At 42.9% G+C, this 22,068-nt stretch carries 18 protein-coding genes; 9 read left to right on the top strand and 9 right to left on the bottom strand.

Annotated features, from left to right (window positions below; all coding sequences use genetic code 11):
- Nucleotides 1-62: 62 nt before the first annotated feature.
- A complete protein-coding gene (locus tag E4N65_RS05365; protein ID WP_253674484.1) occupies nucleotides 63-1,943 on the top strand; it encodes an adenylate/guanylate cyclase domain-containing protein in 1,881 nt (626 codons plus the stop codon).
- Nucleotides 1,940-4,006, top strand: a complete 2,067-nt coding sequence (locus tag E4N65_RS05360) for an adenylate/guanylate cyclase domain-containing protein (protein WP_253674482.1) — start codon at nucleotides 1,940-1,942, stop codon at nucleotides 4,004-4,006. Before E4N65_RS05365 ends, E4N65_RS05360 begins: the two co-directional genes overlap by 4 nt.
- Before the next feature lie 143 nt (nucleotides 4,007-4,149).
- Here E4N65_RS05360 and ispH read toward each other — a convergent pair whose 3' ends face one another.
- The 5 genes from ispH to ftsH all read right to left on the bottom strand — a co-directional run bounded on the left by ispH (nucleotide 4,150) and on the right by ftsH (nucleotide 11,342).
- Nucleotides 4,150-5,058, bottom strand: a complete 909-nt coding sequence (gene ispH, locus E4N65_RS05355) for a 4-hydroxy-3-methylbut-2-enyl diphosphate reductase (RefSeq protein WP_253674480.1) — start codon at nucleotides 5,056-5,058, stop codon at nucleotides 4,150-4,152.
- A 29-nt stretch (nucleotides 5,059-5,087) separates the two neighbouring features.
- Nucleotides 5,088-6,260 (bottom strand): cysteine desulfurase family protein, encoded by a 1,173-nt coding sequence (locus E4N65_RS05350; protein ID WP_253674478.1) that lies wholly within the window; start codon nucleotides 6,258-6,260, stop codon nucleotides 5,088-5,090.
- Nucleotides 6,257-7,333: a 3-dehydroquinate synthase gene (locus tag E4N65_RS05345; protein WP_253674469.1), complete on the bottom strand. Its 1,077-nt coding sequence runs from the start codon at nucleotides 7,331-7,333 to the stop codon at nucleotides 6,257-6,259. Before E4N65_RS05345 ends, E4N65_RS05350 begins: the two co-directional genes overlap by 4 nt.
- A 26-nt stretch (nucleotides 7,334-7,359) precedes the next feature.
- Nucleotides 7,360-9,300, bottom strand: a complete 1,941-nt coding sequence (locus E4N65_RS05340) for an alpha-amylase/4-alpha-glucanotransferase domain-containing protein (protein WP_253674461.1) — start codon at nucleotides 9,298-9,300, stop codon at nucleotides 7,360-7,362.
- 149 nt (nucleotides 9,301-9,449) lie between these two features.
- Nucleotides 9,450-11,342 carry an ATP-dependent zinc metalloprotease FtsH gene (ftsH, locus tag E4N65_RS05335; RefSeq protein WP_235619813.1) on the bottom strand — a complete coding sequence of 631 codons (1,893 nt, stop codon included), beginning with the start codon at nucleotides 11,340-11,342 and terminating at the stop codon, nucleotides 9,450-9,452.
- A gap of 434 nt (nucleotides 11,343-11,776) precedes the next feature.
- Here ftsH and E4N65_RS05330 point away from each other — a divergent pair, with 434 nt between their 5' ends.
- The 3 genes from E4N65_RS05330 to E4N65_RS05320 are packed head-to-tail and all read left to right on the top strand — an operon-like array spanning nucleotide 11,777 to nucleotide 14,346.
- On the top strand, nucleotides 11,777-13,429 hold the full coding sequence (locus E4N65_RS05330) for a PP2C family protein-serine/threonine phosphatase (RefSeq protein ID WP_253674459.1): 1,653 nt from the start codon (nucleotides 11,777-11,779) through the stop codon (nucleotides 13,427-13,429).
- An 18-nt stretch (nucleotides 13,430-13,447) separates the two neighbouring features.
- Nucleotides 13,448-13,792, top strand: a complete 345-nt coding sequence (locus E4N65_RS05325) for an STAS domain-containing protein (RefSeq protein WP_044016499.1) — start codon at nucleotides 13,448-13,450, stop codon at nucleotides 13,790-13,792.
- A 14-nt stretch (nucleotides 13,793-13,806) separates the two neighbouring features.
- A complete protein-coding gene (locus E4N65_RS05320; RefSeq protein WP_253674457.1) occupies nucleotides 13,807-14,346 on the top strand; it encodes an ATP-binding protein in 540 nt (179 codons plus the stop codon).
- 429 nt (nucleotides 14,347-14,775) lie between these two features.
- On the opposite strand, the gene E4N65_RS05315 is transcribed toward E4N65_RS05320, so the two are convergent.
- Genes E4N65_RS05315 through ltaE form a run of 4 tightly spaced genes read right to left on the bottom strand, consistent with a single transcriptional unit; the run spans nucleotide 14,776 to nucleotide 18,294 of the window.
- Entirely contained in the window at nucleotides 14,776-15,615 is an 840-nt protein-coding gene (locus E4N65_RS05315; RefSeq protein WP_044016503.1) for a hypothetical protein, read from the bottom strand.
- Nucleotides 15,590-16,291: a hypothetical protein gene (locus tag E4N65_RS05310; protein ID WP_044016505.1), complete on the bottom strand. Its 702-nt coding sequence runs from the start codon at nucleotides 16,289-16,291 to the stop codon at nucleotides 15,590-15,592. Before E4N65_RS05310 ends, E4N65_RS05315 begins: the two co-directional genes overlap by 26 nt.
- Nucleotides 16,291-17,259, bottom strand: a complete 969-nt coding sequence (locus tag E4N65_RS05305; RefSeq protein WP_253674456.1) for a cation diffusion facilitator family transporter — start codon at nucleotides 17,257-17,259, stop codon at nucleotides 16,291-16,293. Before E4N65_RS05305 ends, E4N65_RS05310 begins: the two co-directional genes overlap by 1 nt.
- The gene (gene ltaE, locus E4N65_RS05300) at nucleotides 17,260-18,294 is read right to left on the bottom strand and encodes a low-specificity L-threonine aldolase (protein ID WP_253674447.1); all 1,035 of its coding nucleotides are present in this window, start codon (nucleotides 18,292-18,294) and stop codon (nucleotides 17,260-17,262) included.
- A 146-nt stretch (nucleotides 18,295-18,440) separates the two neighbouring features.
- Here ltaE and E4N65_RS05295 point away from each other — a divergent pair, with 146 nt between their 5' ends.
- The 4 genes from E4N65_RS05295 (at nucleotide 18,441) to E4N65_RS05280 (ending at nucleotide 22,040) form a co-directional block, all read left to right on the top strand.
- Nucleotides 18,441-18,857 (top strand): iron dependent repressor, metal binding and dimerization domain protein, encoded by a 417-nt coding sequence (locus E4N65_RS05295; protein WP_253674439.1) that lies wholly within the window; start codon nucleotides 18,441-18,443, stop codon nucleotides 18,855-18,857.
- 150 nt (nucleotides 18,858-19,007) lie between these two features.
- Nucleotides 19,008-19,958, top strand: a complete 951-nt coding sequence (locus E4N65_RS05290; protein WP_253674437.1) for a metal ABC transporter substrate-binding protein — start codon at nucleotides 19,008-19,010, stop codon at nucleotides 19,956-19,958.
- Nucleotides 19,959-20,042: 84 nt separating this feature from the next.
- Nucleotides 20,043-20,921: a metal ABC transporter ATP-binding protein gene (locus tag E4N65_RS05285; RefSeq protein WP_253674435.1), complete on the top strand. Its 879-nt coding sequence runs from the start codon at nucleotides 20,043-20,045 to the stop codon at nucleotides 20,919-20,921.
- A 288-nt stretch (nucleotides 20,922-21,209) separates the two neighbouring features.
- Entirely contained in the window at nucleotides 21,210-22,040 is an 831-nt protein-coding gene (locus tag E4N65_RS05280) for a metal ABC transporter permease (RefSeq protein ID WP_305879868.1), read from the top strand.
- The last annotated feature ends 28 nt before the right edge of the window (nucleotides 22,041-22,068 follow it).

Raw genomic sequence — 22,068 nt, 5'->3', positions numbered from 1 at the left:
ATAGTAGATTAAGAAAATTTAGTAAAGTGGCTGTACCGGAATACAACAGTCAAGGATTAATTGTGAAAATTAAAAGTATAGCATTCATTCTTATCCTGCTCACGGTGAGTCTTTATACGATTTCTTGTACAAAAGAAGATAGGCTCTATGCTTCAAATGGAATTTATGATATCTCAGATATTGATAAGGATACAGTCTATTCGCTGAAAGGTTCATGGGCTTATGCAGAACAAGAATTTGTTTCTTCGGTTATGCCGCTCGAGGCATATATGCATTTCCAGCCGATTGAATTCGGCTGGACAACATATACGCCTGCACAACCGGTACAAGGATATGCTTCGTATGCGGTCAGAATCCGCGGTTTTGAGCCTCAGAAGATATATGCGATGCATTTTACCCGCACATCCTCGGCCTTCACCGTATATCTAAACGGTAACCTATTCTATACATCGGGAGTTCCCGGAAAGAATTTCAAAGAAGAGGTGTTTGATTGGCATTCCGATACGGTTATCTTACCGCTGAATAATGAAACAGAAGCAACCATTGTCATTCATTTGTCGAATTTTCATGATAGGAATCCGGGGTTGGAAACGCCCTTTCTTTTTGGTCTTTATTCAACATTGCAAACAAAAAAAGTATTGGATAAATTGATTTCATCCGGTATCTTTTCTATTCTCTTCAGTATGGCTACTTTCTTTATTTCGTTATTCCTTTTTTACCGAAAAGAAACGACTGCCGGTATCTTTGGGTTGCTTTGTTACGGTTTTGCCGTCAGAACACTTTGTTATAATGACTTTTTATTAAGAAGTTTCTTCCCCGATGTGTCGACAATTACTATGTACCGGTTGGGGTATTTGACATTTCCGCTTTGTGCTATTTTTACCTTTCTTTTTATTCTTAATTTATTTATCAAAAAACCGTCAAAGGTTTTTTATTTTTTGACTATTCCGCTGTTTTTGTACGGTTTAATGACACTTCTTGCGCCGATGCTGGTATTCGTCGGCATCTTGCTGGGTGTGCAGCTCTATATATTATTTCTTTCTACTATTGTATGCATAGTTGTTGCTTATGCATTAATCAAACGGAAACCGTATGCGTTGACATTTTTAATCTCATTTTTATTGTTTATCAGTGCAGCAATATTTGACGGATTAATTTCCAACGGTATTATCAATGCTCCCTTTATTTCTCATTTTGGCGTATTGCTATTGATGGTTCCGATGGCATTTGTTGTTATTCGGCATTTTTCTGCAGCTTTTAAAACACAAGAGCAGATGATTGAATCGATTCAAAACACCAATATATCTTTTCAACGATTCTTTCCGAATGAGTTCTTGCAATTTTTGAATAAGAAAAACGTTACGGATATTTCGCTTGGTGACAATACTAATAAAAATATGTTTATTGCTTTTATCCACCTCGGTATCAAAGCAAAGCTTTCATCAAGCAGTGCCCGCGAAGAATTATTGATTTTATACAACACTGTTATTCAGGCTGCTAATCCTATTATTAAAAAATATAAAGGATTTATTGATAAATATCTTACAGATGGATTAATGGTTCTATTTTACGGTACCGCAGAAGAAACGGTAGACTGCATTATTGAGATTACTCAACTTATTAAAAAGATCAATATACATAGACAGCAACAAAAACTGTCTTCGATTCATATCTCATCAGGGATTCATTATGGAAAACTGATGATGGGAACTATCGGAGAACCGGAGCGGATGGATACGACGGTTATTTCTGACGTAGTAAATATTTCTTCCCGTATGCACAGTTACGCAACTGAAAAAAAGGTGAATGTCATTATTAGCGAAACGGTTAGGGAGCAGCTTCTTGAAAACTACTGGCGCACCCACACCTGCTTTTATTATGGAAAAATAAAATTCCATGGTAAAAGAAATTTAATAAATGTTTATGAGGTCGATTTACTATGAAAAAGATACTCTTAGGGGCTTTACCCTTTCTTTGTATGTTTTTTATTATAACATTTATTCATAAAGCAAAACCGATACAACACATGAGGGAACATGCAATAACGGCTCAACATGGTCTATTGACATTGCCTGCACATGGCGACCGGGATATATTCAGCATTAAAGGGCAATGGCATTTTACCCCTAATCAGTTCTATTATTTTAGAGATAATACGCGGCCGTTATATGCGCCATTGCCGGGTAGACTCAGTGAAACTTCGCTGAAAACCGAATTCGGCTATGCCTCATACGGATTACGTATTGTCGGACTTAATCCTAATAAAGTATATGTACTTCAATTAAATCATATTCTCTCAAGCTGTACTATTGTTATTAATGGTATTGATAGGGCAGGGCAGGGGCAGCCCGGCGTATCCGCACAAACGGAAATCCCCGGAAAAACAATCAGTATGGCATCTTTTAAGCCGCTAAAAAACGGTACGGCTGATATTGTTGTGAATATATCTAATTTTCATAATCGGTATGGAGGAACAGATCAATCGATTATTCTCGGTTCTGCTGATATTTTAAACGAGTCTTTTGTATTCAATCTTTTATTCTATAATATCACAGCTACAGTATTGCTGCTATTCAGTATGTTTTTTATCATGCTGTACTTAAATTATAAGAAAATGCCCTATATATTATGGTTCGCGTTTGCCGCCATAACAATTAGTATTCGAATTAGTGTATTCTATCCGCATATTCTTGCTTATATTTGGCCGACAATGCCATGGAAGTTTTATTTTATTTTGCGCTATTCCTCTATGCCGTTAGCTGCATTGTTTTTTACGATATTTATTAATAAGATTTTTAATATTCAGTATGTATGGATTTATCGGAGTATTATTGCAATTTGTCTGTCATCAACCGCTTTTATTGCTATCGCACCGACGCTTCTTGTTTCCCGGTATTTATATATGCAGCAAACACTTATATTCATTGCTGCCATTTATGATGCAATAATTATTATCCGTGCATTATTTAAAAGAAAGAAGTCTGCGGTATGGATTGCCATGGTATTAGGTATTCTGGCAGGTTTTGCACTGTATGATACACTGGTCAGCCAATGGGTTATTTCAGGTAAATTACTCTTACAAGAAGGTGCTATAATTTCGATTATCATTGCCGTTATTATGAGTATTGACAACTATGCCACATCAATACATCAAATCGAGCAGCTTGTAGAAGAGCAAAAGAGAATTCAAAATGCATTGCGCCGATTTTTCCCCAATCAATTACTGATGTTTCTGCAAAAAAATAATATTACAGAGATAAATACCGGCGACTCGTCAGAATTGTCTATGACTGTACTTTCAATTGATATTCGATCTTTTACCAGTATGTCGGAACAACTCGAACCTGACGAAGTATTTATATTGCTTAATAAATATTTTGCCTTAGTTGCCCCTATTATTCGAAAATATGGCGGTGTTATTATGAAATTTCTTGGTGACGGTTTTACTGCCTTATTTTCCAAGAATCCTGATGCCGCAGTCGCATGCGGTATTGAAATTCAGAAAAAACTGCAAGAAGAAAATATACGATTAGGAAATCTCCCTGCTATTAGGGCAGGAATAGGGATTGATACCGGAAAGATTCTTTTAGGCGTTATCGGAAATGACAGCCGCTTAGATAGTGTCGTTATTTCAAATACTTGCTATACGGCGGAAGAGTTGCAGGCTGCAACAAAAGTTTATTCCAACACCATTATTATTTCTGAGTCGATTTTTAAATCGCTTCAATATTCCGAAAATTTTCATATACGGTGTATTCAAGAATCGCCGGTTATTGATACGTCAGAACAAACGGTTATTTATGAAGTATATGATTGTGATGCGCCTGATACTCAGGATAAAAAACAAAAAACAGCGTCATATATTGAAAAAGCATTAAAGAAAATCAAAGAAAAAAACTATGCCACGGCTCAAACTTATATTGCAAAATCATTGGAGATATTTCCGGAGGATCCGTTGGCATTGCATTATCAAAAAGTAATACGGGAAACAATATATAACCTTTGATTTATTATCTCAAAAAGGAGAGATGTCTGCGCTCTGCTGTTATGTTTATATATGTGTACGTTACACATTAAATCAGTTAGAATAACATTCTAGTAGACAGAACGCTCATTATTGACAGATTTAACCAGATATTATAGCATATTTCACAGTGGTTTGTCTAGTAACCGTTTTTCGATTGTGTCAATACTGCTGTCAGGGGTTGAGGCGCCTGCGGCAAGACCGATTGTTCCATATCGGTAAATTTCCTGCGGAATGCCGTCGGCGGATTCGGCGAGCCATGCCGGTTTGCCGCTGTCGAGGGCGGTTTGTAACAGGCGGCGTGTATTGGCGGAATTACCTCCGCCGATGACAAGTATCGCCTCAACCTCTTTAACGAGTTCGAGGAGCGCCTCCTGCCGTTCGTCGGTCGCCGGACAAATAGTTTCTAAAACAGTAAGGTCGGGAATTTTATTACGGAGGATTTCGGCAATTGCACGATATTCTTTCCGCTTAATGGTGGTCTGGGCAATAAGAACAGTGGGAGCTCCATCATATAGCACGTTTTCCGCTTCTGCAGCTGTCTGCACGGTAATACACTTACCATTTGGAACCGACAAGACGTATCCCTTAATCCCAATCAGTTCTCCGTGGTTTTTATCTCCGGCAAGAATAACCGTATAACCTTTTTGCGAATACTGTGCAGCCTTGAATTGGCTTGCGATGACGCGCGGACAGGTTGCATCGATAATGATTGCGCCACAGTCTATCAGTTCTTGCCGTTTTTGCGGAGCAATACCGTGTGCTCTGATAATAATCGGCGAATCAGGTGTAATCTGAGATTTAAGCTCTTCGTCGGGGTTTACAATACGTACCCCATTCGCTTCCAAGAGCTGCATTGTTACCGGATTGTGGATAAGCGGACCGTATGTATACACCGTTTTATCAGGATACTTGGTAAGAGCTCGATATACCGCTTCAACCGCCCTCCGTACGCCCATACAGTAACCAAGTACTTTTGCACGCTTTACCTGCCGATGCCGTTCTTGTGGATGATGCGATATATCGAATTTCATTATTCTATACCTTTTTACTGTATTCCAAATTAATTAAAATCTTTGATAATTTCTTTCACTGCGGAAATGAATTGTTCCAAATCACTTTTTTCCGTGCTATGTCCGATGGAAATCCGGATGGCATTTTGTGCAATTTCGGGACTAACGGAAAGAGCAGCCAGTATCGGGCGCACCTTTTTCTTTGATGAACATGCCGAACCGGCCGATACGAAGATTTCGCGATCGGAGAGGCATCGGGTCATAATTTCTGCAGGAACATTTGCAAAGCCCACTTGTATAATCCACGGTGAAAATGCATAGGCGCAGTTAGTCTCATTCGGTACTGATGGAGCCGGTACTCTTGCAGCGGGGATAATCGAACATTCAGGAATTTGAGACAGCGCTTCGAGGAGAAAACGCGATAACTCCCCTGCCCGTTCAAATTTTTGCTGAAAATCCGTATATGTTTTTTCAAGACAGCGGGCAAGCGCACAAGCACCGGCAAGGTTTTCCGTTCCGGGCCGAATATTACGTTCCTGTGAGCCGCCGCGGATACCGGAACTCACGGGCTGTTTTAAGTATAAGAGGCCGATACCGCGCGGTCCACCGATCTTATGAGCGCTCATCGATGCAGAATGTACATCGGCAAGTCCCAGCTCCGCTATCGGTAATTTTCCGATCGATTGCACCATATCAACATGAAAATGGATGGGCCTTTTCCCGGCGGTGTGTGTTTTGAGCGCCTGTGCAATGCTCTTGACAGGCTGAATGGATCCAATCTCATTGTTAACGCCCATAATTGCAACCAGCATAGTATCTTCCCGCAGGGTCTGGAGCACTGCATCGGGGGTAACGCAACCGTTCTTACCGGAAGGTGCGGTTAAAACTGTCCAGCCGCAGTGCTCCAATACGGCAGCTTGCTCCCGCACCGACGGGTGTTCGATGTTGCTGATTACCAGACTACCGGTTACGGGACGGGTTAATAATGACAAGAGAACAAGACTGTTTGATTCTGATGCGCCGGAGGTAAAATAAAGTGTTTCAGCAGGAACTCCGAGTACAGCGGCACAGCGGCTGCGAGCTTTTTCCAGCATCTCCCGCGCCTCTTTTCCGAATCGGTGCTGAGCAGAAGGATTTGCGAATACCGCTGTTGCCTCACGATAAGCAGCTTCAATCTCATCAGTATATGGAATGGCTGATGCTGCCCAATCCAAGTAAATCATATCAGTACCTCCCGTATTATAGACGTATCAACTTCCCGTACCTGTGTTTTCAGTATGTCTTCTTGAAGAACAAGCCGAATAATCCCGCCGCGGTTCTTTTTATCTTTTTTCATACGTACAATAATCTCATCTGCAAAAGAATTGCTGTTACACTGTCTATTAAAGTAGACAGGATTTGTACACCAATTATAACAGTTAAGAATCTTTATAAGAGAAGCAGCGTAGTCTTTATCAGTGAGCTGCATACGAAGACCTACAGCTAAGGCACGGGATATGCCCCAAGCGACAGCATCTCCGTGCGGTATGGAAAAATGAGATAAACTTTCGAGTGCATGGCCAAAAGTATGCCCAAAATTCAAGAAAGCGCGTTCTCCCTGTTCGGTAAAGTCCCGTTCAACAACAAGTGCCTTAGCCTCTGCAGCGCGGCGAATCATCAGTGAAAGGCAAGTGCTATCTCTGCGGATAATCTCATCATGCCGGGTTAGGAACATTTGATACAGTTCGGTATCGTAGAGGACGGCAGTTTTCAGCATTTCAGCAAGCCCTGATCGATATTCGGCTTCGGGTAAGGAACTGATTACCGGAAAACAGAGGATAATCGATGAGGCGGCGTAAAATGTGCCGATAAGATTTTTATAACCGGAAAGATTAACCGCCGTTTTTCCCCCGATGCTTGCATCAGCCATTGCCAATACGGTTGTCGGTACCAGAATACACTGTACACCGCGCATATAAAGGGAAGCGGCAAGAGCGGTTATGTCGCACACTACGCCGCCGCCGAACGCAATAAAACAAGCGTGCCGATCAAGTCCGTATTCGGCAGCTTTTTCGGCAATAAGCGCCAGGGTGTCTAAGTTTTTCGCCTCATCCCCTGCCGGCAGCACTACCAGTGGTACTTGAGCAGAAAAATATTCTGCCTGCCGCAAAAGCGGGAGCGTATGCTCATCGCATACATATAATGCATCTACTCTTCCCTTTTCCGGAAGTTGAGGGAGGCGGACGGTATCCGAATAGCACACGAGCGTGCGTCCATGCGGTGTAGAAAATGAAAACGATTGCGCTAATGGTATCATAAGCAATTTTGTTGTATCAGTAACATTTAATCGGCACGCACGGTGGTTGCTGATACTGCCGTTCGCGATGCCTTTCTATTTTTTATCTTTAAAAAGAGCATTTTTTCAGTTTCGTAATTTGAGTTTAAATCAGCTTTCCAATAAAAAAACATCCGAACACCGTGTATTCTCTGTTCAATCGTTTCCGTTTCTTTTTTGCACATACCGTAAACGGGAACAACGATGAGTCCCGGTACTTCATTTGCTTCCATTGTAAACTGTATCTTTCCTTCGGGATCTTCGAGCAATATCCATGAAACTTTATTGAATACATCAGTAGTTATGCTGCACTCTTTCTTTTGGTTTTCTTCGCAATCATACAGTGATAAGGAAGGCATAACGGAATCGGTTTCTTCCAATGCAATATCGATTTCAACGACAAAATAAGAAGAAAGATTAAAAGGGCTGTCGTTCTTTAATATGTATTGAACCTGTGTTCCCTCAGGGAAAAAGGTATATTGTTTACGCAGTGAAACCGGCTGTTCGATACTGGAATCAAATAAACCGGCAGTAGACAGTTTCAGCTCCGATCGAATAGTATTGATTTCAATTTCTTGATACGTATTATCGGAAAATACGGTTGTAAGCGCTTCCGGATGCCCATCTTTGAGGTGCTGCAAAGCAGCTTCCGATAAGAGATAGTCGATAAACATTCCGGAATGTTCGAGCGGCATATCGGAATAATTTTTATAAGCGGAGAATACGTCGCATTCAAAAATCTTCCCGCCGTGATGATGTACATACATATTTAATGATGAACGTTGAGATAAAAACTCTTTAAAACCGTCCATATCGATATCATATCGGGTAAGACCTTCGGTAAATATACCCGGAAGGCGTGTTTGTTTTTCAGCAACAAGCAGTTTTCGATACGCAATGCGGCGTAATTCGTTATGGTATTCGGGAATACAAGCTTCCAGCGCAAAAAGCTCGGCATTTTGCGCTTTCCATAGCTCTTGCAAGGCATATTTTTTACGCGCCTTATCGCCTTTCATACCGTTTGCCAACATATTCACATACATCATTTTAGAATAAATTTTAAAGGCATCGCGCTGTATCGTAACGGCGTGTTTTGTCGCATGTCCTGTCGGAGCATCACAGAGAACCGTATTCGGAGCAATATACATGGGCGGATGCGGTTGTCTCCGTTTCATCAATTCAGCCGTGTGGGTAAGCCGAACAACCGATTCAGGTTGATTACACAGCTCCACAAAGGAAGAAAACCAATTTGATCCGTCTTTATTCTTTTCAAGGCATTTTATATAGGTTTTAATCGGTAAGAACAGGAGATACATGGATTCTCCTGAAGAAGGGGCTGCGGCCGCTACTTTTTCATAAAATTCTTGCGGTGTACGGGTTGCAAAATCAGGATCATCGGGAATACAGGGAAATACCGTAATTGTTTTTCCTTTATCTTCAACAATCGCAGGAGAGAAACCGATATTTTGATTATTTCGCTTTATATCTGTCGGGAATAAACGGTAGTCGAGAAGGCAATATTCCATACCGCATCGGATAAGCGGGGTAATAAGCGACGGTGTCCATGCGGAAGCGGTTACAAAAAGCCCTCGCGGCCGCTTTCCGAAGTGGGTACGGATAGCAGCGGTCATCATCTCTATTTGACCGATAACATCTGAGGCAGGCAACAGCGATAGATAGGGCTGATGATATCCTCCACCCAGAAGCTCAATCTGTTTGCGGGAAAGCATATTGTTTAACAGCATGGAATAAGCTTGGCGCTTCCCTTTTTGCCATTCTAAAAAGCTGCCCGCCGCAAAAATAGTTAACGGCAGCTTTTCCTCCGCTTGAATACCGGAAAAAAAAGCCCTATACAGCGAAGCATTATCGTTTTTATCAATTTGCTGTAAATAGGAGATAGAAAGCTGTACGCAAAAGCATAAATGCACATTTTTTTTTGAGGTATTCACGGATCATCCTTACTAAAACAATATTTATTGTATACTATTTTCAGTGATTATGGAAGTATAAAATTCCGTTACATTTCTAGATATTAGTATCTCTAAAAACTCACTCGATGAGCTTTTAGAGATACACGATAAGTATTTTGAATGTTTGATTATTGCTGAGGCGCGGATGAATCCGAACTATCGGCAGCGAACGCACCGGCTTTTCCGGATACATCCGATTCATCCGACAGTGCTGCTTCCGGTGATTGAAGGATGGGTTGCCGCGGTAACTGAGACTCCGCCTTGATAATATCTTCAAACTCTTGTTTATCAATCGTTTCTTTCTCAAGCAGGCGCTTTGCAATATACTCCAATAGAGTCTTTTTTTCTTGTAATCGGTTTACGACAACGGCATATCGCTCTTCCATGATACGGGCAATTTCTTCATCGATATACTGCTGTGTTGTTTCGGAATATTCGCGTACCAGCTGAGGATCTCCTGCTCCGTAGCCGCCGCCCCGCTTTGAAAGTGCAACGTTTTTAAACCGATCACTCATACCGTAGTCGGTTATCATGCTGCGGATAATATCGGTAGCGCGTGATAGATCGCTTGAGGCGCCGGTGGAAACAACACCGAACTGCACAAATTCAGCTGCCCGTCCGCCGAGGAGACAGTCAACTTCTGCAAGCAGCTCTTTTTCAGTACTCAAGAATCGGTCTTCTTCGGGGATATTCAAGGTATAACCGAGTGCTGCAATACCGCGCGGTATAATGGAAACTTTATGCACCTTATCCGCTCCTTCGGTAAAGGCGGCTGTTATTGCGTGTCCGGTTTCATGATACGCGACGATTTGACGTTCTTTTTCCTTTATTACCCTACTCTTTTTCTGTAAACCGGCAATCGCTTTTTCTACCGCCTCATTAAGGTCTTCTGCGATAACTTCTTTACGGCCGCCGCGTACTGCAAGCAAAGCAGCCTCGTTAATCACGTTTGCAAGATCAGCGCCGGAAAAACCGCTGGTAATTCGCGCAGTATCGCTGAGATCAATTCCGCTGGAAAGTTTCACATTCTTGGCGTGTATCTTGAGGATTTGCTCCCGTCCTTTCATATCGGGGCGGTCAACCGCTACCTGCCGGTCAAAGCGGCCGGGGCGAAGCAGCGCAGGGTCAAGAACATCGGGGCGGTTGGTTGCCGCAAGCAAAATAAGCCCGGTGCTGTTATCGAATCCATCCATTTCTACGAGCAACTGATTGAGCGTCTGTTCTCGCTCATCGTTTGAATGAATGGAATTTAAACGGGACTTACCGATGGCATCAAGCTCATCGATAAAAATGATACAGGGAGCTTTTTCCCGTGCTTGCTTAAAGAGATCACGTACACGGGAGGCGCCCACGCCAACAAACATCTCTACAAAGTCTGAGCCGCTAATCCGAAAGAACGGAACCCCCGATTCCCCTGCAACGGCACGTGCAAGCAGGGTTTTACCGGTTCCGGGCGGGCCGACCAACAAAACGCCGCGCGGAATCTTACCGCCTATTTCGGTATATTTTTGAGGATATTTTAAAAAGTCTACAACTTCGACCAGTTCTTCTTTTGCCTCGTCAACACCCGCGACATCGCTGAAACGAGTGGTAACTTTTCCTTCCTCGACGGCTGCGGATCGCGCTTGCCCGCCGGAAAAGATACTGCCGCCCAGCCCTCCGAGATTTGAGGTAAAGCGTTTCATGACAAAATGCCAAAGAAGGAAGATAAAACCGAACGGCAGTATCCATTGTACCAAAAAGTCCACGAGAAAGTTGTTTTCTTTAGGACGTACTAAATAAATGACATTGTGCTCATCCAGCAATTGTAAAAAAGATTCCGAATATATTCCGACCGTTTGATAGGCATCCCCCGCATCCGCAGGTAAAAACGGCAACTTGCTTCGTGTTTGTTCGCTGCTCGCTTGCGTTTTCGTTTGTCCGATAAAGTATGTCGGCCCCATAATCACCTTAACGATTTCGCCTGATGCAACACGGTCTTTAAACTCCGAAAAAGGAATAATATTTGCATCTTGCTTCATCAAGAACTGGTTTACAATCAGTAGAATTATAAACACGCCTGCAATAATCGCGATAAAAGGTAATCGAGGTTTCTTTTGATCCTTATTATTATTGTTATTGGACGGTTCGGAGCTTAACTTGAAAAAATTAAAGGGATCTTGTTCGTTCGGATCCTTTTTGTTCTTATCATCATTCTGATTCATAACTGCCATTGCCTCATCTTTTACTCTAGGATTCCGCTCAAAACTCCGGTGAAGGTAGTGGAGGTTCCCTATTTATAAGGCATAACATACTCAAAAAAAACAATATAGACAAGCCGGATATTCAAAATGTCAGAACAAAGGCATCAGGTTCTTCAAAATGTATGTCCGCAGAATAACAGCGCTTGCGGGAATTTTATAATGTAGGAATTTTATAATTGACGATACCGGCAATAGATGATAGAATTGCCTTTATGAAAATGGTTTCTGCCGCAACGGTATTTCTTGCAATAAGCGTAGTATGCTGCTCGTTTTTCGTAATACGGGCTATAAAGGATAGAAAAACTACGCAAACGATGCGGGTATATAATATTGTATTGGCTGTGTTTATGCTTTTGTCTATAGCGGCAGCAGGTTACTTCCGGTATATTTCTTTTCCGTTTGCTTCATTGGCGCTTGGTATCCTCTGTTTTATCCTATTGTCGGTAGTTGCTTCAAACGATATGATGTACCGGCGGGAATATGCAGCATTAAAAGCAGAAATAGAATCGATACAGGAAGAACTGATTAACGCGCAACGTCCTGATGAAACCGCGATACGGGCAAAAGAGCTGCTGCCTATCGGCAACACCTTCTTAATAAAAGCAGCCGAAGCAATACGGCAGCAAAATGATGTATCCGCAATTCTTAGTTTTATCAATAAAATCATGATTGAACAGCTCTTTGCGGATGGAGGTGTTATCCTTACCATCGGTGAATTTGAAGACGTGCTCAGTGTTAAAGCATATAGCGGAAATTATCCGCCGCCGTATAAGCTGCCTAATGATGTGCCGCACCAGCGGGATCGAGTTGCCACTAATTTCAGATATGCGGAATTTCCGCTTAATAATTCATTTTTTGGTGAGGCTGCGCGATCGGCACAATCGATCTTAATTCCGTATGCACAGAAAGATAGCAGAATTGTTGTAAACGGAGAAGAACCGTTTCTTATGCCGGGCTCATTACTTACTCTTCCGATGGTATATCGGGATACGGTAGCCGGTCTTATTTCTTTATCACGAAGCACCGAGCATGCACCGTTTACCGAATCTGATGTGCAAATCGGCGAAATATTAACCAGCTATGCAACGGCAGCACTGAGACTGATATATGATTTGCATGAAGAAACGGAATTAAACACGATTGAAAATGAAACCGATATTGCGAGCCGTATTCAAAAGATACTGCTTCCTAAGAAGCTCGTCGATACAGCGGACTTGAGTTTTTCGGTGCTTTTTAATCAGGCGCGAGGCGTTTGCAGCGACTACTATGATATTATTCAGAATCAGAAAGATAGACTGTTCTGTATTACCGCCGACGTTGCCGGTAAAAGTATTCATGCTTGTATCGTTATGGTAATGATTCGCTCGTTGCTTTATCTTATCACCAATACGGCACAGAATACTCAGAGTATTCTCGATATTTTAAATAAGGGTATTACCGGAAAAATATCGATTGACCACTATGCAAGCATATCGTTATTGGCGTATATTCCTGTAGAGAAAAGCATTGAGTATGTGAATGCCGGAACGCAGTCTCTCCTCTTATGGAAAGCTTCGACAAAGAAATTAGTCCGGCTTGAACAAAAATCGGATCCTATCGGCATAGATAGTAAGTCGGTTTATACCTGCAAAAAGATTCAGGTTGAAACAGGAGATATTGCCGTTTTGTTTACTGACGGTGTTGTTGAAACACTCAATGAACGGGGAGAACCCTTTGGATTAAAAGCTCTTGGGGAGATTTTGGCTGCCAACGCCTCATTACCGGCAAAAGCAATTACCGAGAAAATTAACAAGCAAATAAAAACATTTATCGGGAAAACATCGCCTCATGATGATCAAACGGTGATGATTATTAAAGTGAAATAGGGATAAGGAGGACAGAGTATGGAACTGAAAATCCGAAAAAACAAGGATGTATACATTGTCGATGTAAGCGGAGAAATGGATTTATACAATTCGTATAAACTGAAGGAGTTAATTGCAAAGATGCTTGAGCGTCAGATTCAATGTATTGTACTCAATCTTGAAGAAGTCGAATATATCGATTCTTCCGGTATCGGCGCATTAATTTATATCTGTTCAACCTTAAAAAAGAAAAACTTAAAATTATATATTACTAATATTCATGGTTCGGTAAAAAAAGTTATCGAATTAACAAAGTTGATGGGCTTCTTTCCAATTACTAATAGTCTCGAAGAGGCGCTACAAAAATTAGCCGATAGCCAATAGGAGAATGTTACAATATGATCAAAGAATTACGCGTTGACGGAAAAGATCCGTTGTTTGATAAGACCGGTATGCTGTATAAGGAATTCCCTTCAGATTTCCGGCAAATTCGCTATTTCACCCTTTTGATTGTCCAGTCAGCTCCGTTGGAAATTAAAGGAATCAACCTGCTTGAGCAGCAAATCAGCGAGATCATTAAAAATGCCGTAAAGCATGGAAATAAATGCGATCCTAAAAAGAAAGTAAAGGTCTGGTATGAATTCAGCCCCGAACATGCTCACCTCATCGTAGAAGATGAAGGTCCCGGCTTTAAAGATATAGAAAAATGGAATGAATTTAACCGCAAACGGCTTGAATGTTTGTATAAGCAAGATTTTACCAATCTTGGCGAATATGTTTCCTTTAGAACGGCTCAAAGCGATGATAATGATGGCGGAAATGCGTTATTTGCTGCTCTTGAGTACTGGAATGGCGGTTTTGTATTCGGTGATAAACGTAATTCGATCGCGATGCTGAAGCAGTACCCCAAAAAACGCCACGGTATTGCAATAGAATAATACGGTTCTGCACTACCTGTTTTTCAAAAAATCATCTCCGTACGCCTTTTGAAAATAGCCTGTCCAGAAGTGTACATCCGTGTACACTTCTGGACGCGAGTTTTTGCGCTGCAAAAACATCGCTGCTGCGGGATCCACGGACATCCTTGTCCGTTCTGCAGATACAAGGCGCAAGCACAAATTAACCGCAGGTACGCCCAAGAATGTACGTCCTATACATTCTTGGGCTGCGTGTTTAGTCTTACGCCTAAACACGTTTCTGATTTGCATCACCGCCGTCCATGGCGGTTCTGCTACGTTGAGCACTTTCAAAAGCGGCACGGATGCCGCGCGTATTAAGCAGAAACAAGTTTGACACCGGTCAAACTTGTGTTCAGCGAAGTCACGGATGTACTTCGCTGAACGAGCAACGCAGATGCACCGTCTATTTCAAAAGGTCGAGGGGCTGTATTTCTCATGATACACCCGCTCATATAAAAAACGTTTATCTTCTTCGAAAAGCTCTTCAAACACAAAACCGAGAACAGCACGGTTGCTCTTGGGTAGAAAATGAGAAAATAAGCTGCGTCCCTTGCTATGAATGATACGGTGAGGAAAATGCAGAACAAATCTAAGCGATTGCCGTTTTCCGATTGAAACGGCATAGTCGTCTCTACATCCACAGATGAGTATTTTGCTATCTATAAATAATACATACAACCCGCTTGAAGCATACGGGTTAAACATCATAAATGTTTGCTGTTCAAACTCATGCAGCCGGTAAAGAAAAAGCGGGAAAATATTCTGTGTTACTGTTTTTTCCGCCGTAAATTGCGCGGCAGTTTGATACGCTGAGGGCAAAAAGTCGGTAAAGGGGGGCAGATGCAGATCTGTGTGGATAATCGAATCGAGGGGAAAATGTTCGTGTTCCTGCGCGGTAATCGGAGGATTATCCGGTATATAAATTTCTGCAAAAACATTATTTTGGGGCTGTTTTTCGGGGTCGTATTTATACGCAATATCCGGGAACATTACATAGCAGCTGCCTGCATCTGCATACACAGCCGTATGAAAGACAATACTTCGCTTCTTATGCTCAAAAAAAACGGAAGTTTTCTTCCCAATGAATTCAGAAAGCGGTTGAAAATAGAGCTTACTATTTTTTATCGTATAGGAGCCGGACGGTAACATATAAAAGAGTGCACCCGATTGCAGAAGGAGCGGAGGTAACTCTTGTAAAAATGCTTCAACGATATAGTCATATTCAATCCGTGAGAGCGGAATCTGCATATTCTGCCCCCTTAAAATCAATATAAGAAATTTTCCATACAGTATCTTCTTTTACTGCGCCGAATTCCACCATAATAAACAGCGGCTGTTCGTCTTCTGAAAAAAGGTTGGGGGCATCGGCTATATTATCCGCATCTCCCGTCTGCACAGCGGTATCTTGCTGTATAGCGGCATCTTGATTTGCGTTCGAGACTTCCGGAACAGCCTGTTTTACAGCAAGCCGCATCAGTATTATTGCACTTCCGTCCTGTTTAAAGGATGGGCGTCCGTAAAAAGCAGAAGAAAAATCAGGAAAATGTTCAAACATAAAACGTCCAAGCTGCGGTAAAAAAGCTTTTTGTGTACTAAATAAGGCGGAACCGAGCGATTTTGCTACAACTGCTGCGGCAATGCTATCGCAAAAGCTCAATACATCTTCCGGAATATTTTGATAGTCCAATATGCCGAGCTGCGGCAATGAGGGTAAAATATCTCCATCATCGATGGTATCTGCATACGGAACAGGCCGGTTACCTTCAATACTATACGGTTCGGAAATAGGCGGAATAACTAAATCATCACCTAATGCTTCCCATTGAATAGAGTCAAAATATGCCTTATTTTGATCCCGTAGAGATTCCGAACAGAGCGGCAGCAGTATCAATAAAAAAAGTGCGCCGCACCCTTTTTTCCGCACTATTCTATGCCCCCTACATCTTCCGCTGATAACCCATAACACTCCCCGTCCCTATCGGAATTATAGGGTTCAATGTGGATAACAATATCATAGACATTCCCAAGCGTATTTCTAATAACAAGTGAAGTCTTTTCTGCAATAATATGCGCCTCGCTTACCGGCATGGAACCGTCCACCTCGATATCCAAATCGATATCCCACAAATTCGCCATTTTACGTATCCGTGCCCGGTGAGGGTTTTTAACTTCAGGGATGGAGGCTACAGCGCTAAAAAGCTGTTCATAAAGCTGTTTATTGGTATTGCCGTCCATCAATTCCACATTGAGTTCGATAAAGAGTGTAATAGCCGATTTGATAATAAGACACGAAACAAGCAATGCAACAAGCGGATCAAAATACGGCGCGTGGAATAATAGAGAAATGACAAAACCGATAAGTACCGAAGATGAGATGACAATATCGTTTACCATATTGCGCGCGTTAGCAAGTATCATCAAGCTTTGCGCTTTTTTACCGAGGAGATATTGGTTGAGTGCGAGTAAGAGCTTACCGGCAATAGATACCGCCGTTACGATTATTGCAATGCGTTGCGGCATCGGAAGCAATGCTCCCTTATGAACTTGTATCAGTTTATTGATTGAGGCGATAAAAAGCTGGATACCGGCAAACATAATGATAAATGCCAACACCATAGAAGCGATGGTTTCTGCACGCTGACGTCCCCACGGATAGCGGGAGTCTGACGGCTTATTGATGACAAAGCTGACAAGGACTGCCATTACGGCGATGCCCACATCGGTTGCAGTATCGATACCGTCTCCCAGCACCGATAAACTTCCGGTTATAAGACCGACAGTGAGTTTTAGTACGCAAAGCAGCAAATTACCGCCGAGTGCGACAAAAGAGGCGGTACGTACAATCTTGGTGCGTGTATCCTGTGTAAGCGTATTTTGATTGGTATGCTGCATTTAGGCGTAAAACTCTTTCATTGTGTCCGCAATATATTGGATATGTTCTTTTGTTATCCAATAATGAGTTGCCAAGCGGAAATACCCGTCGCGGTCGCAAGGATTGATTAAAATATTTTTTTCATGCATATATTCGACAAAGGCTTCCGTATCCAATTGCGCATCTGCATTATTTTTGAAAAACACAAAGTTAATGTCCCTGCGGTCATGTGCAATCTCTATTTTATCGACATCGTTTAAGAGCTTTTCCAACATTCCCGCATTTTGGTGGTCGGTATCGAGGCGGTACCGCATCTCTTTTAAAGCAATTAAGCCGGCAGCGGCAAGAACACCTGCCTGACGTAAACCTCCGCCCATAATCTTCCGGTTCCGGCGCGCTTGGTCGATAAATTTACGGCTTCCGGCTAAAATAGAGCCGACCGGTGCGCATAAGCCTTTGGAAAGGCAGAACATAACAGAATCGACATGCTGCGTCAGTTCTTTTGCTTCAACACCTAAAGAAACGGCTGCATTAAACAGGCGCGCACCGTCAAGATGAATGGGAATATGATAGCGATTTGCACATCGCCTCACCTTCTCCATCTGCTCTATCGAAAATACTTTTCCGTTTGAGTGCGCATTTTCCAAACAGATAAGGCTTGTCTTAGGTTCATGGATATCGTCGCCGATACGTACCCGCGGTTCGATTGATTCCGGCAAAAGAATAGAACCGTGCGCATCGATCGTCCGCAATTGTACACCTGCAATAATACTTGCGGCTCCGCTTTCATGCTGCACGATATGACATTGATCGTCTAAAATGACCTCACTGCCGCGCGGACAATGCGTGAAAAGCGCCAACTGATTTCCGAATACACCGGAAGGCACGAAGAGTGCTGCTTCTTTTGCGGTAATACTTGCCGCATATTGTTCCAGTTCCTTAACGGTAGGATCATCTTCGTACACATCATCGCCGACCGGAGCTTTCGCCATAGCTTCCCGCATTGCCTCGGTTGGCCATGTAACGGTATCACTGCGTAAATCAATATAATTCATATATTCAAGTGTATCCCATAACCCCTTCCAATGCAATACAGGCGTTTTCAATATTCAAAATATTTTGTTACTTGAAAGACAGATGCCGAACCATATATTATAGGGCATCTCTCAATGGAGTATCTTGTAAAAAATCGGATTGAATAATGATGGAAGAAAAAACGGACGCATCGGCGGCATTTTCGCGGACACGAGCGGATCACGCAATAGAAATACTGGAAGATTATACGGAAGCTATCGCCCAAATCAGCAAAGAAAACGGGAAATGTCGCGTTATGGATCTTGCACGATATTTCGGCGTAAGTCATGTGTCGGTCATTCAGGTGCTGCAACGGCTAAAAGTCAATCATTTGATTGAAAGCGGTACCCATAAGCCGATATGCCTTACCGAAGAAGGCCGTGCATTGGCGCGCGAATGTGCTGTCCGGCATGGAATCGTACTTCAATTTTTACTGAAACTCGGTGTAAGCGAAAAAAACGCACTCCTCGATTCCGAAGGATTGGAACACCACATCAGTTCCGAAACATTGGAATGTATGAAGCAGTTTATAGAAAACCTCTAAACACCGGACTGCTATTATTACCATTCAAATTATGATAATAGTCTTGACAAAATACTGTAGTATGTACTACATTTATGGCAGAAATACGTAGTCTTAACTACTAAAAACAGATTTTTTTGTTCTTAAATATTTTTTTTCAAAGGAGATTGTATGAAAAATCATACACAATGGTCAACAATTGTACTCATAGTACTAACGTTTATTATCGGTGCAGCCGGTATTACCGGTTGTGCAAAAAAAGATGCGGCTGCAAGTAAAGCGGATGCTGCGCGCCCCAAACGGGTAGTAACAACCTTCACTATTTTGCAGGATATGGCACAGAATATTGCAGGCGATAAGCTTTTGGTAGAATCGATTACCAAGCCGGGGGCGGAAATTCACGAGTATGAGCCGACTCCCCTCGATATTGTGAAGGCGCAGTCTGCGGATTTGGTGCTGCGCAATGGTTTGGGGCTTGAACGCTGGTTTGAAAAATTCATGGGCAATGTAAAAGATGTGCCGAGCGTTACGCTCAGCGATGGGATTGATCCGATGGGGATTGGGGAAGGACCGTACAACGGGATGCCGAACCCGCATTCGTGGATGTCCCCGAAAAATGCGCTCATCTATGTGGAAAATATCAGAAAAGCCTTTGTGAGTTTAGACCCTGCGAATGCGGAAACCTATAATGCTAATGCAGCTGCGTACAGTGAAAGTATCAAAAAAATAGACACCTTCCTCACTGAAAAGCTTTCCGAAATCCCCGAATCGCAGCGCTGGCTCGTAACCTGCGAAGGGGCTTTTTCGTATCTTATCCGCGACTGCAATATGAAAGAATTGTACCTGTGGCCGGTTAACGCCGACGAGGAAGGCAGTCCTCAGCAAATTCAAAAGGTGGTAGATACCATCCGGCAGCATCATATTCCCGTTGCCTTTTCCGAAAGTACTATCAGCAATAAGCCGCAGCTGCAAGTCTGTAAGGAAACCGGAGCCTATTACGGCGGGGTTTTATATGTCGACTCTTTGACGTATGAAGACGGAGATGCCCCGACCTATCTTAAAATGCTGGAATACAATGCGAATGCAATCGTGAAGGGATTCCAGGATAGTCTTTCACGGTAAGCCGCAGAGATTTAGATAAACGGTGATGGCGGATGTACGGAAATATGCCCCCGCAATATCGGGCTAATAATTAAGGAGAGAATTATGGACGGTAAGCAGGAATATCCCGTTGAACTTACAGTAAAGGATGTCAGTGTTGCCTATAACAACGGGCATGTTGCCTTATACAATGCGTCATTTTCCCTGCAAAAGGGGACGATTACCGCATTGGTCGGGGTAAACGGCAGCGGAAAGTCCACGCTTTTTAAGACAATCATGGGCTTTATTAAACCGATGAGCGGATATGTAACAATCTGCGGAAAACCGATTGGTATGGCACAAAAACAGCACTTACTTGCATACGTGCCGCAGTCTGAAGATGTGGACTGGTCGTTTCCGGTTAGTGTGTGGGATGTAGTGATGATGGGGCGGTACGGCTATATGAACTTTCTCCGTATTCCGAGCAAAGAGGATAAAGAAATGGCCGAGCGCAGTTTAGAGCGGGTACAAATGCTCGATTTTAAAGATCGTCAGATCGGCGAACTTTCAGGCGGACAAAAAAAACGAGTATTTCTGGCGCGGGCGCTTGCGCAGCAGGGAAAAATCATATTGCTCGATGAGCCGTTTACCGGAGTCGATGTTAAAACGGAAACAGCAATTATCGAGCTGCTGCGTGAGCTGAAAAACGAAGGGCATCTGATCTTTGTTTCCACACACGATTTAGGTTCCATCCCTGAGTTTTGCGATCATGTTGTAATCATCAATCGGACAGTGATTGCCTCCGGTGCGACGGAAACCACCTTCACCGCCGAAAACCTTATCAAAGCATTTGGCGGAGCGCTGCGGAGTATTAAAATTGATCATACCGATAATCCGGAAGACACTGCTCACGAAATAAGAGTATTCACCGATGACGAGGGGGCTTTGATTACCAAGCAGGAGGGCAAACCGTACCTCAAGGGCATAAGAAATGTTGTTGAGTAGTGGTGGTTTTGAAAAAGCAACCGCGCCCGATATATTTAAAGCGGTTGCGTTCCTTTCTGTGGAAAATTTTATTAAAAATTTTCCACAGTTTATTTTGAAGAGAAAGGCAAACACATTAGACAAATATATAAAAATCGCAGAATAATGGAGGTTGTGAGACCATTTGAACTGCAAAGCAGTTCAACTCTGGTCGAACAGCCGCATTATTCTGCGGGGTGTTAAAAAACTAGTCTGATGCGTTTGCCTTGATGGAGTGATATGTTATTGATTCCTTTTCAGTATGAGTACATGGTGAAAGCAATTTTGGTGAGCGGAGGTGTCGGCGGGGTGTGTGCCTTGCTGTCGTGTTTTGTTGTGCTGAAAGGCTGGTCACTTTTGGGAGATGCGCTATCCCATGCGGTGGTGCCGGGAGTTGCGGTTGCTTATATTATCGGTATTCCGTTTTCTATCGGGGCGTTTATCAGCGGAATGCTTGCCGCGCTTATCATGGGCTTTGTTAAAAATAAGACACGGATTCGCGAAGATGCAGTAATAGGTATTGTCTATACCACGTTTTTTGCGCTCGGTGTGCTGCTGATCTCACTGTACCCAAGTAACATCAGTCTTACGACAATCATTATGGGAAATATTCTCGGTATCGCCGACAGAGATATTGTGCAGACACTGATTATTGCAGGCGGAAGTCTTATCATCATCTTGCTGAAATGGAAGGATTTGCGGCTTTTTTCGTTTGATCCGTCGCACGCCCGCTCGATAGGTCTAAACACCAATGCGCTCTACTTGCTGCTGCTCACTCTGCTTGCCGTTACGGCGATTGCGGCGCTGCAAACGGTAGGTAGTGTGCTGGTTGTAGCAATGCTCGTAACGCCGGGAGCTGCCGCATATCTGCTCACGGATAGATTTCCGATGATGATGGGGCTTGCGGCAGTAATCGGGACACTTACTGCTTCTGCAGGAGCCTATATCAGCTATTATCTGAACGGTTCGGCGGGCGGGTGTATTGTTGCGCTGCAATTCTTTTTATTTTTGGCCATTTTGTTCTTTGCGCCGCATCACGGCATCATCTCCGCGCGGCGGACGGCAGCACGTTCGCTGAAAGCCTTTTTGGGGCAAAACTGAGGAGAAGATTGTATTTTTAAACTGCCCA

Origin of the sequence: Treponema sp. OMZ 855 (genome assembly GCF_024181145.1) — a bacterium.
Taxonomy (GTDB): domain Bacteria; phylum Spirochaetota; class Spirochaetia; order Treponematales; family Treponemataceae; genus Treponema.
This window is presented reverse-complemented; position numbering and strand designations above follow the sequence as displayed.

Excerpts from the sequence above, each read along its gene's own strand:
- E4N65_RS05360 (WP_253674482.1), top strand. The coding sequence starts at position 1,940 with ATGAAAAAGATACTCTTAGGGGCTTTACCCTTTCTTTGTATGTTTTTT.
- ispH (WP_253674480.1), bottom strand. The coding sequence starts at position 5,058 with ATGAAATTCGATATATCGCATCATCCACAAGAACGGCATCGGCAGGTA.
- E4N65_RS05350 (WP_253674478.1), bottom strand. The coding sequence starts at position 6,260 with ATGATTTACTTGGATTGGGCAGCATCAGCCATTCCATATACTGATGAG.
- E4N65_RS05345 (WP_253674469.1), bottom strand. The coding sequence starts at position 7,333 with ATGATACCATTAGCGCAATCGTTTTCATTTTCTACACCGCATGGACGC.
- ftsH (WP_235619813.1), bottom strand. The coding sequence starts at position 11,342 with ATGAAGCAAGATGCAAATATTATTCCTTTTTCGGAGTTTAAAGACCGT.
- E4N65_RS05330 (WP_253674459.1), top strand. The coding sequence starts at position 11,777 with ATGAAAATGGTTTCTGCCGCAACGGTATTTCTTGCAATAAGCGTAGTA.
- E4N65_RS05325 (WP_044016499.1), top strand. The coding sequence starts at position 13,448 with ATGGAACTGAAAATCCGAAAAAACAAGGATGTATACATTGTCGATGTA.
- E4N65_RS05320 (WP_253674457.1), top strand. The coding sequence starts at position 13,807 with ATGATCAAAGAATTACGCGTTGACGGAAAAGATCCGTTGTTTGATAAG.
- E4N65_RS05315 (WP_044016503.1), bottom strand. The coding sequence starts at position 15,615 with ATGCAGATTCCGCTCTCACGGATTGAATATGACTATATCGTTGAAGCA.
- E4N65_RS05305 (WP_253674456.1), bottom strand. The coding sequence starts at position 17,259 with ATGCAGCATACCAATCAAAATACGCTTACACAGGATACACGCACCAAG.
- ltaE (WP_253674447.1), bottom strand. The coding sequence starts at position 18,294 with ATGAATTATATTGATTTACGCAGTGATACCGTTACATGGCCAACCGAG.
- E4N65_RS05295 (WP_253674439.1), top strand. The coding sequence starts at position 18,441 with ATGATGGAAGAAAAAACGGACGCATCGGCGGCATTTTCGCGGACACGA.
- E4N65_RS05290 (WP_253674437.1), top strand. The coding sequence starts at position 19,008 with ATGAAAAATCATACACAATGGTCAACAATTGTACTCATAGTACTAACG.
- E4N65_RS05285 (WP_253674435.1), top strand. The coding sequence starts at position 20,043 with ATGGACGGTAAGCAGGAATATCCCGTTGAACTTACAGTAAAGGATGTC.
- E4N65_RS05280 (WP_305879868.1), top strand. The coding sequence starts at position 21,210 with ATGGTGAAAGCAATTTTGGTGAGCGGAGGTGTCGGCGGGGTGTGTGCC.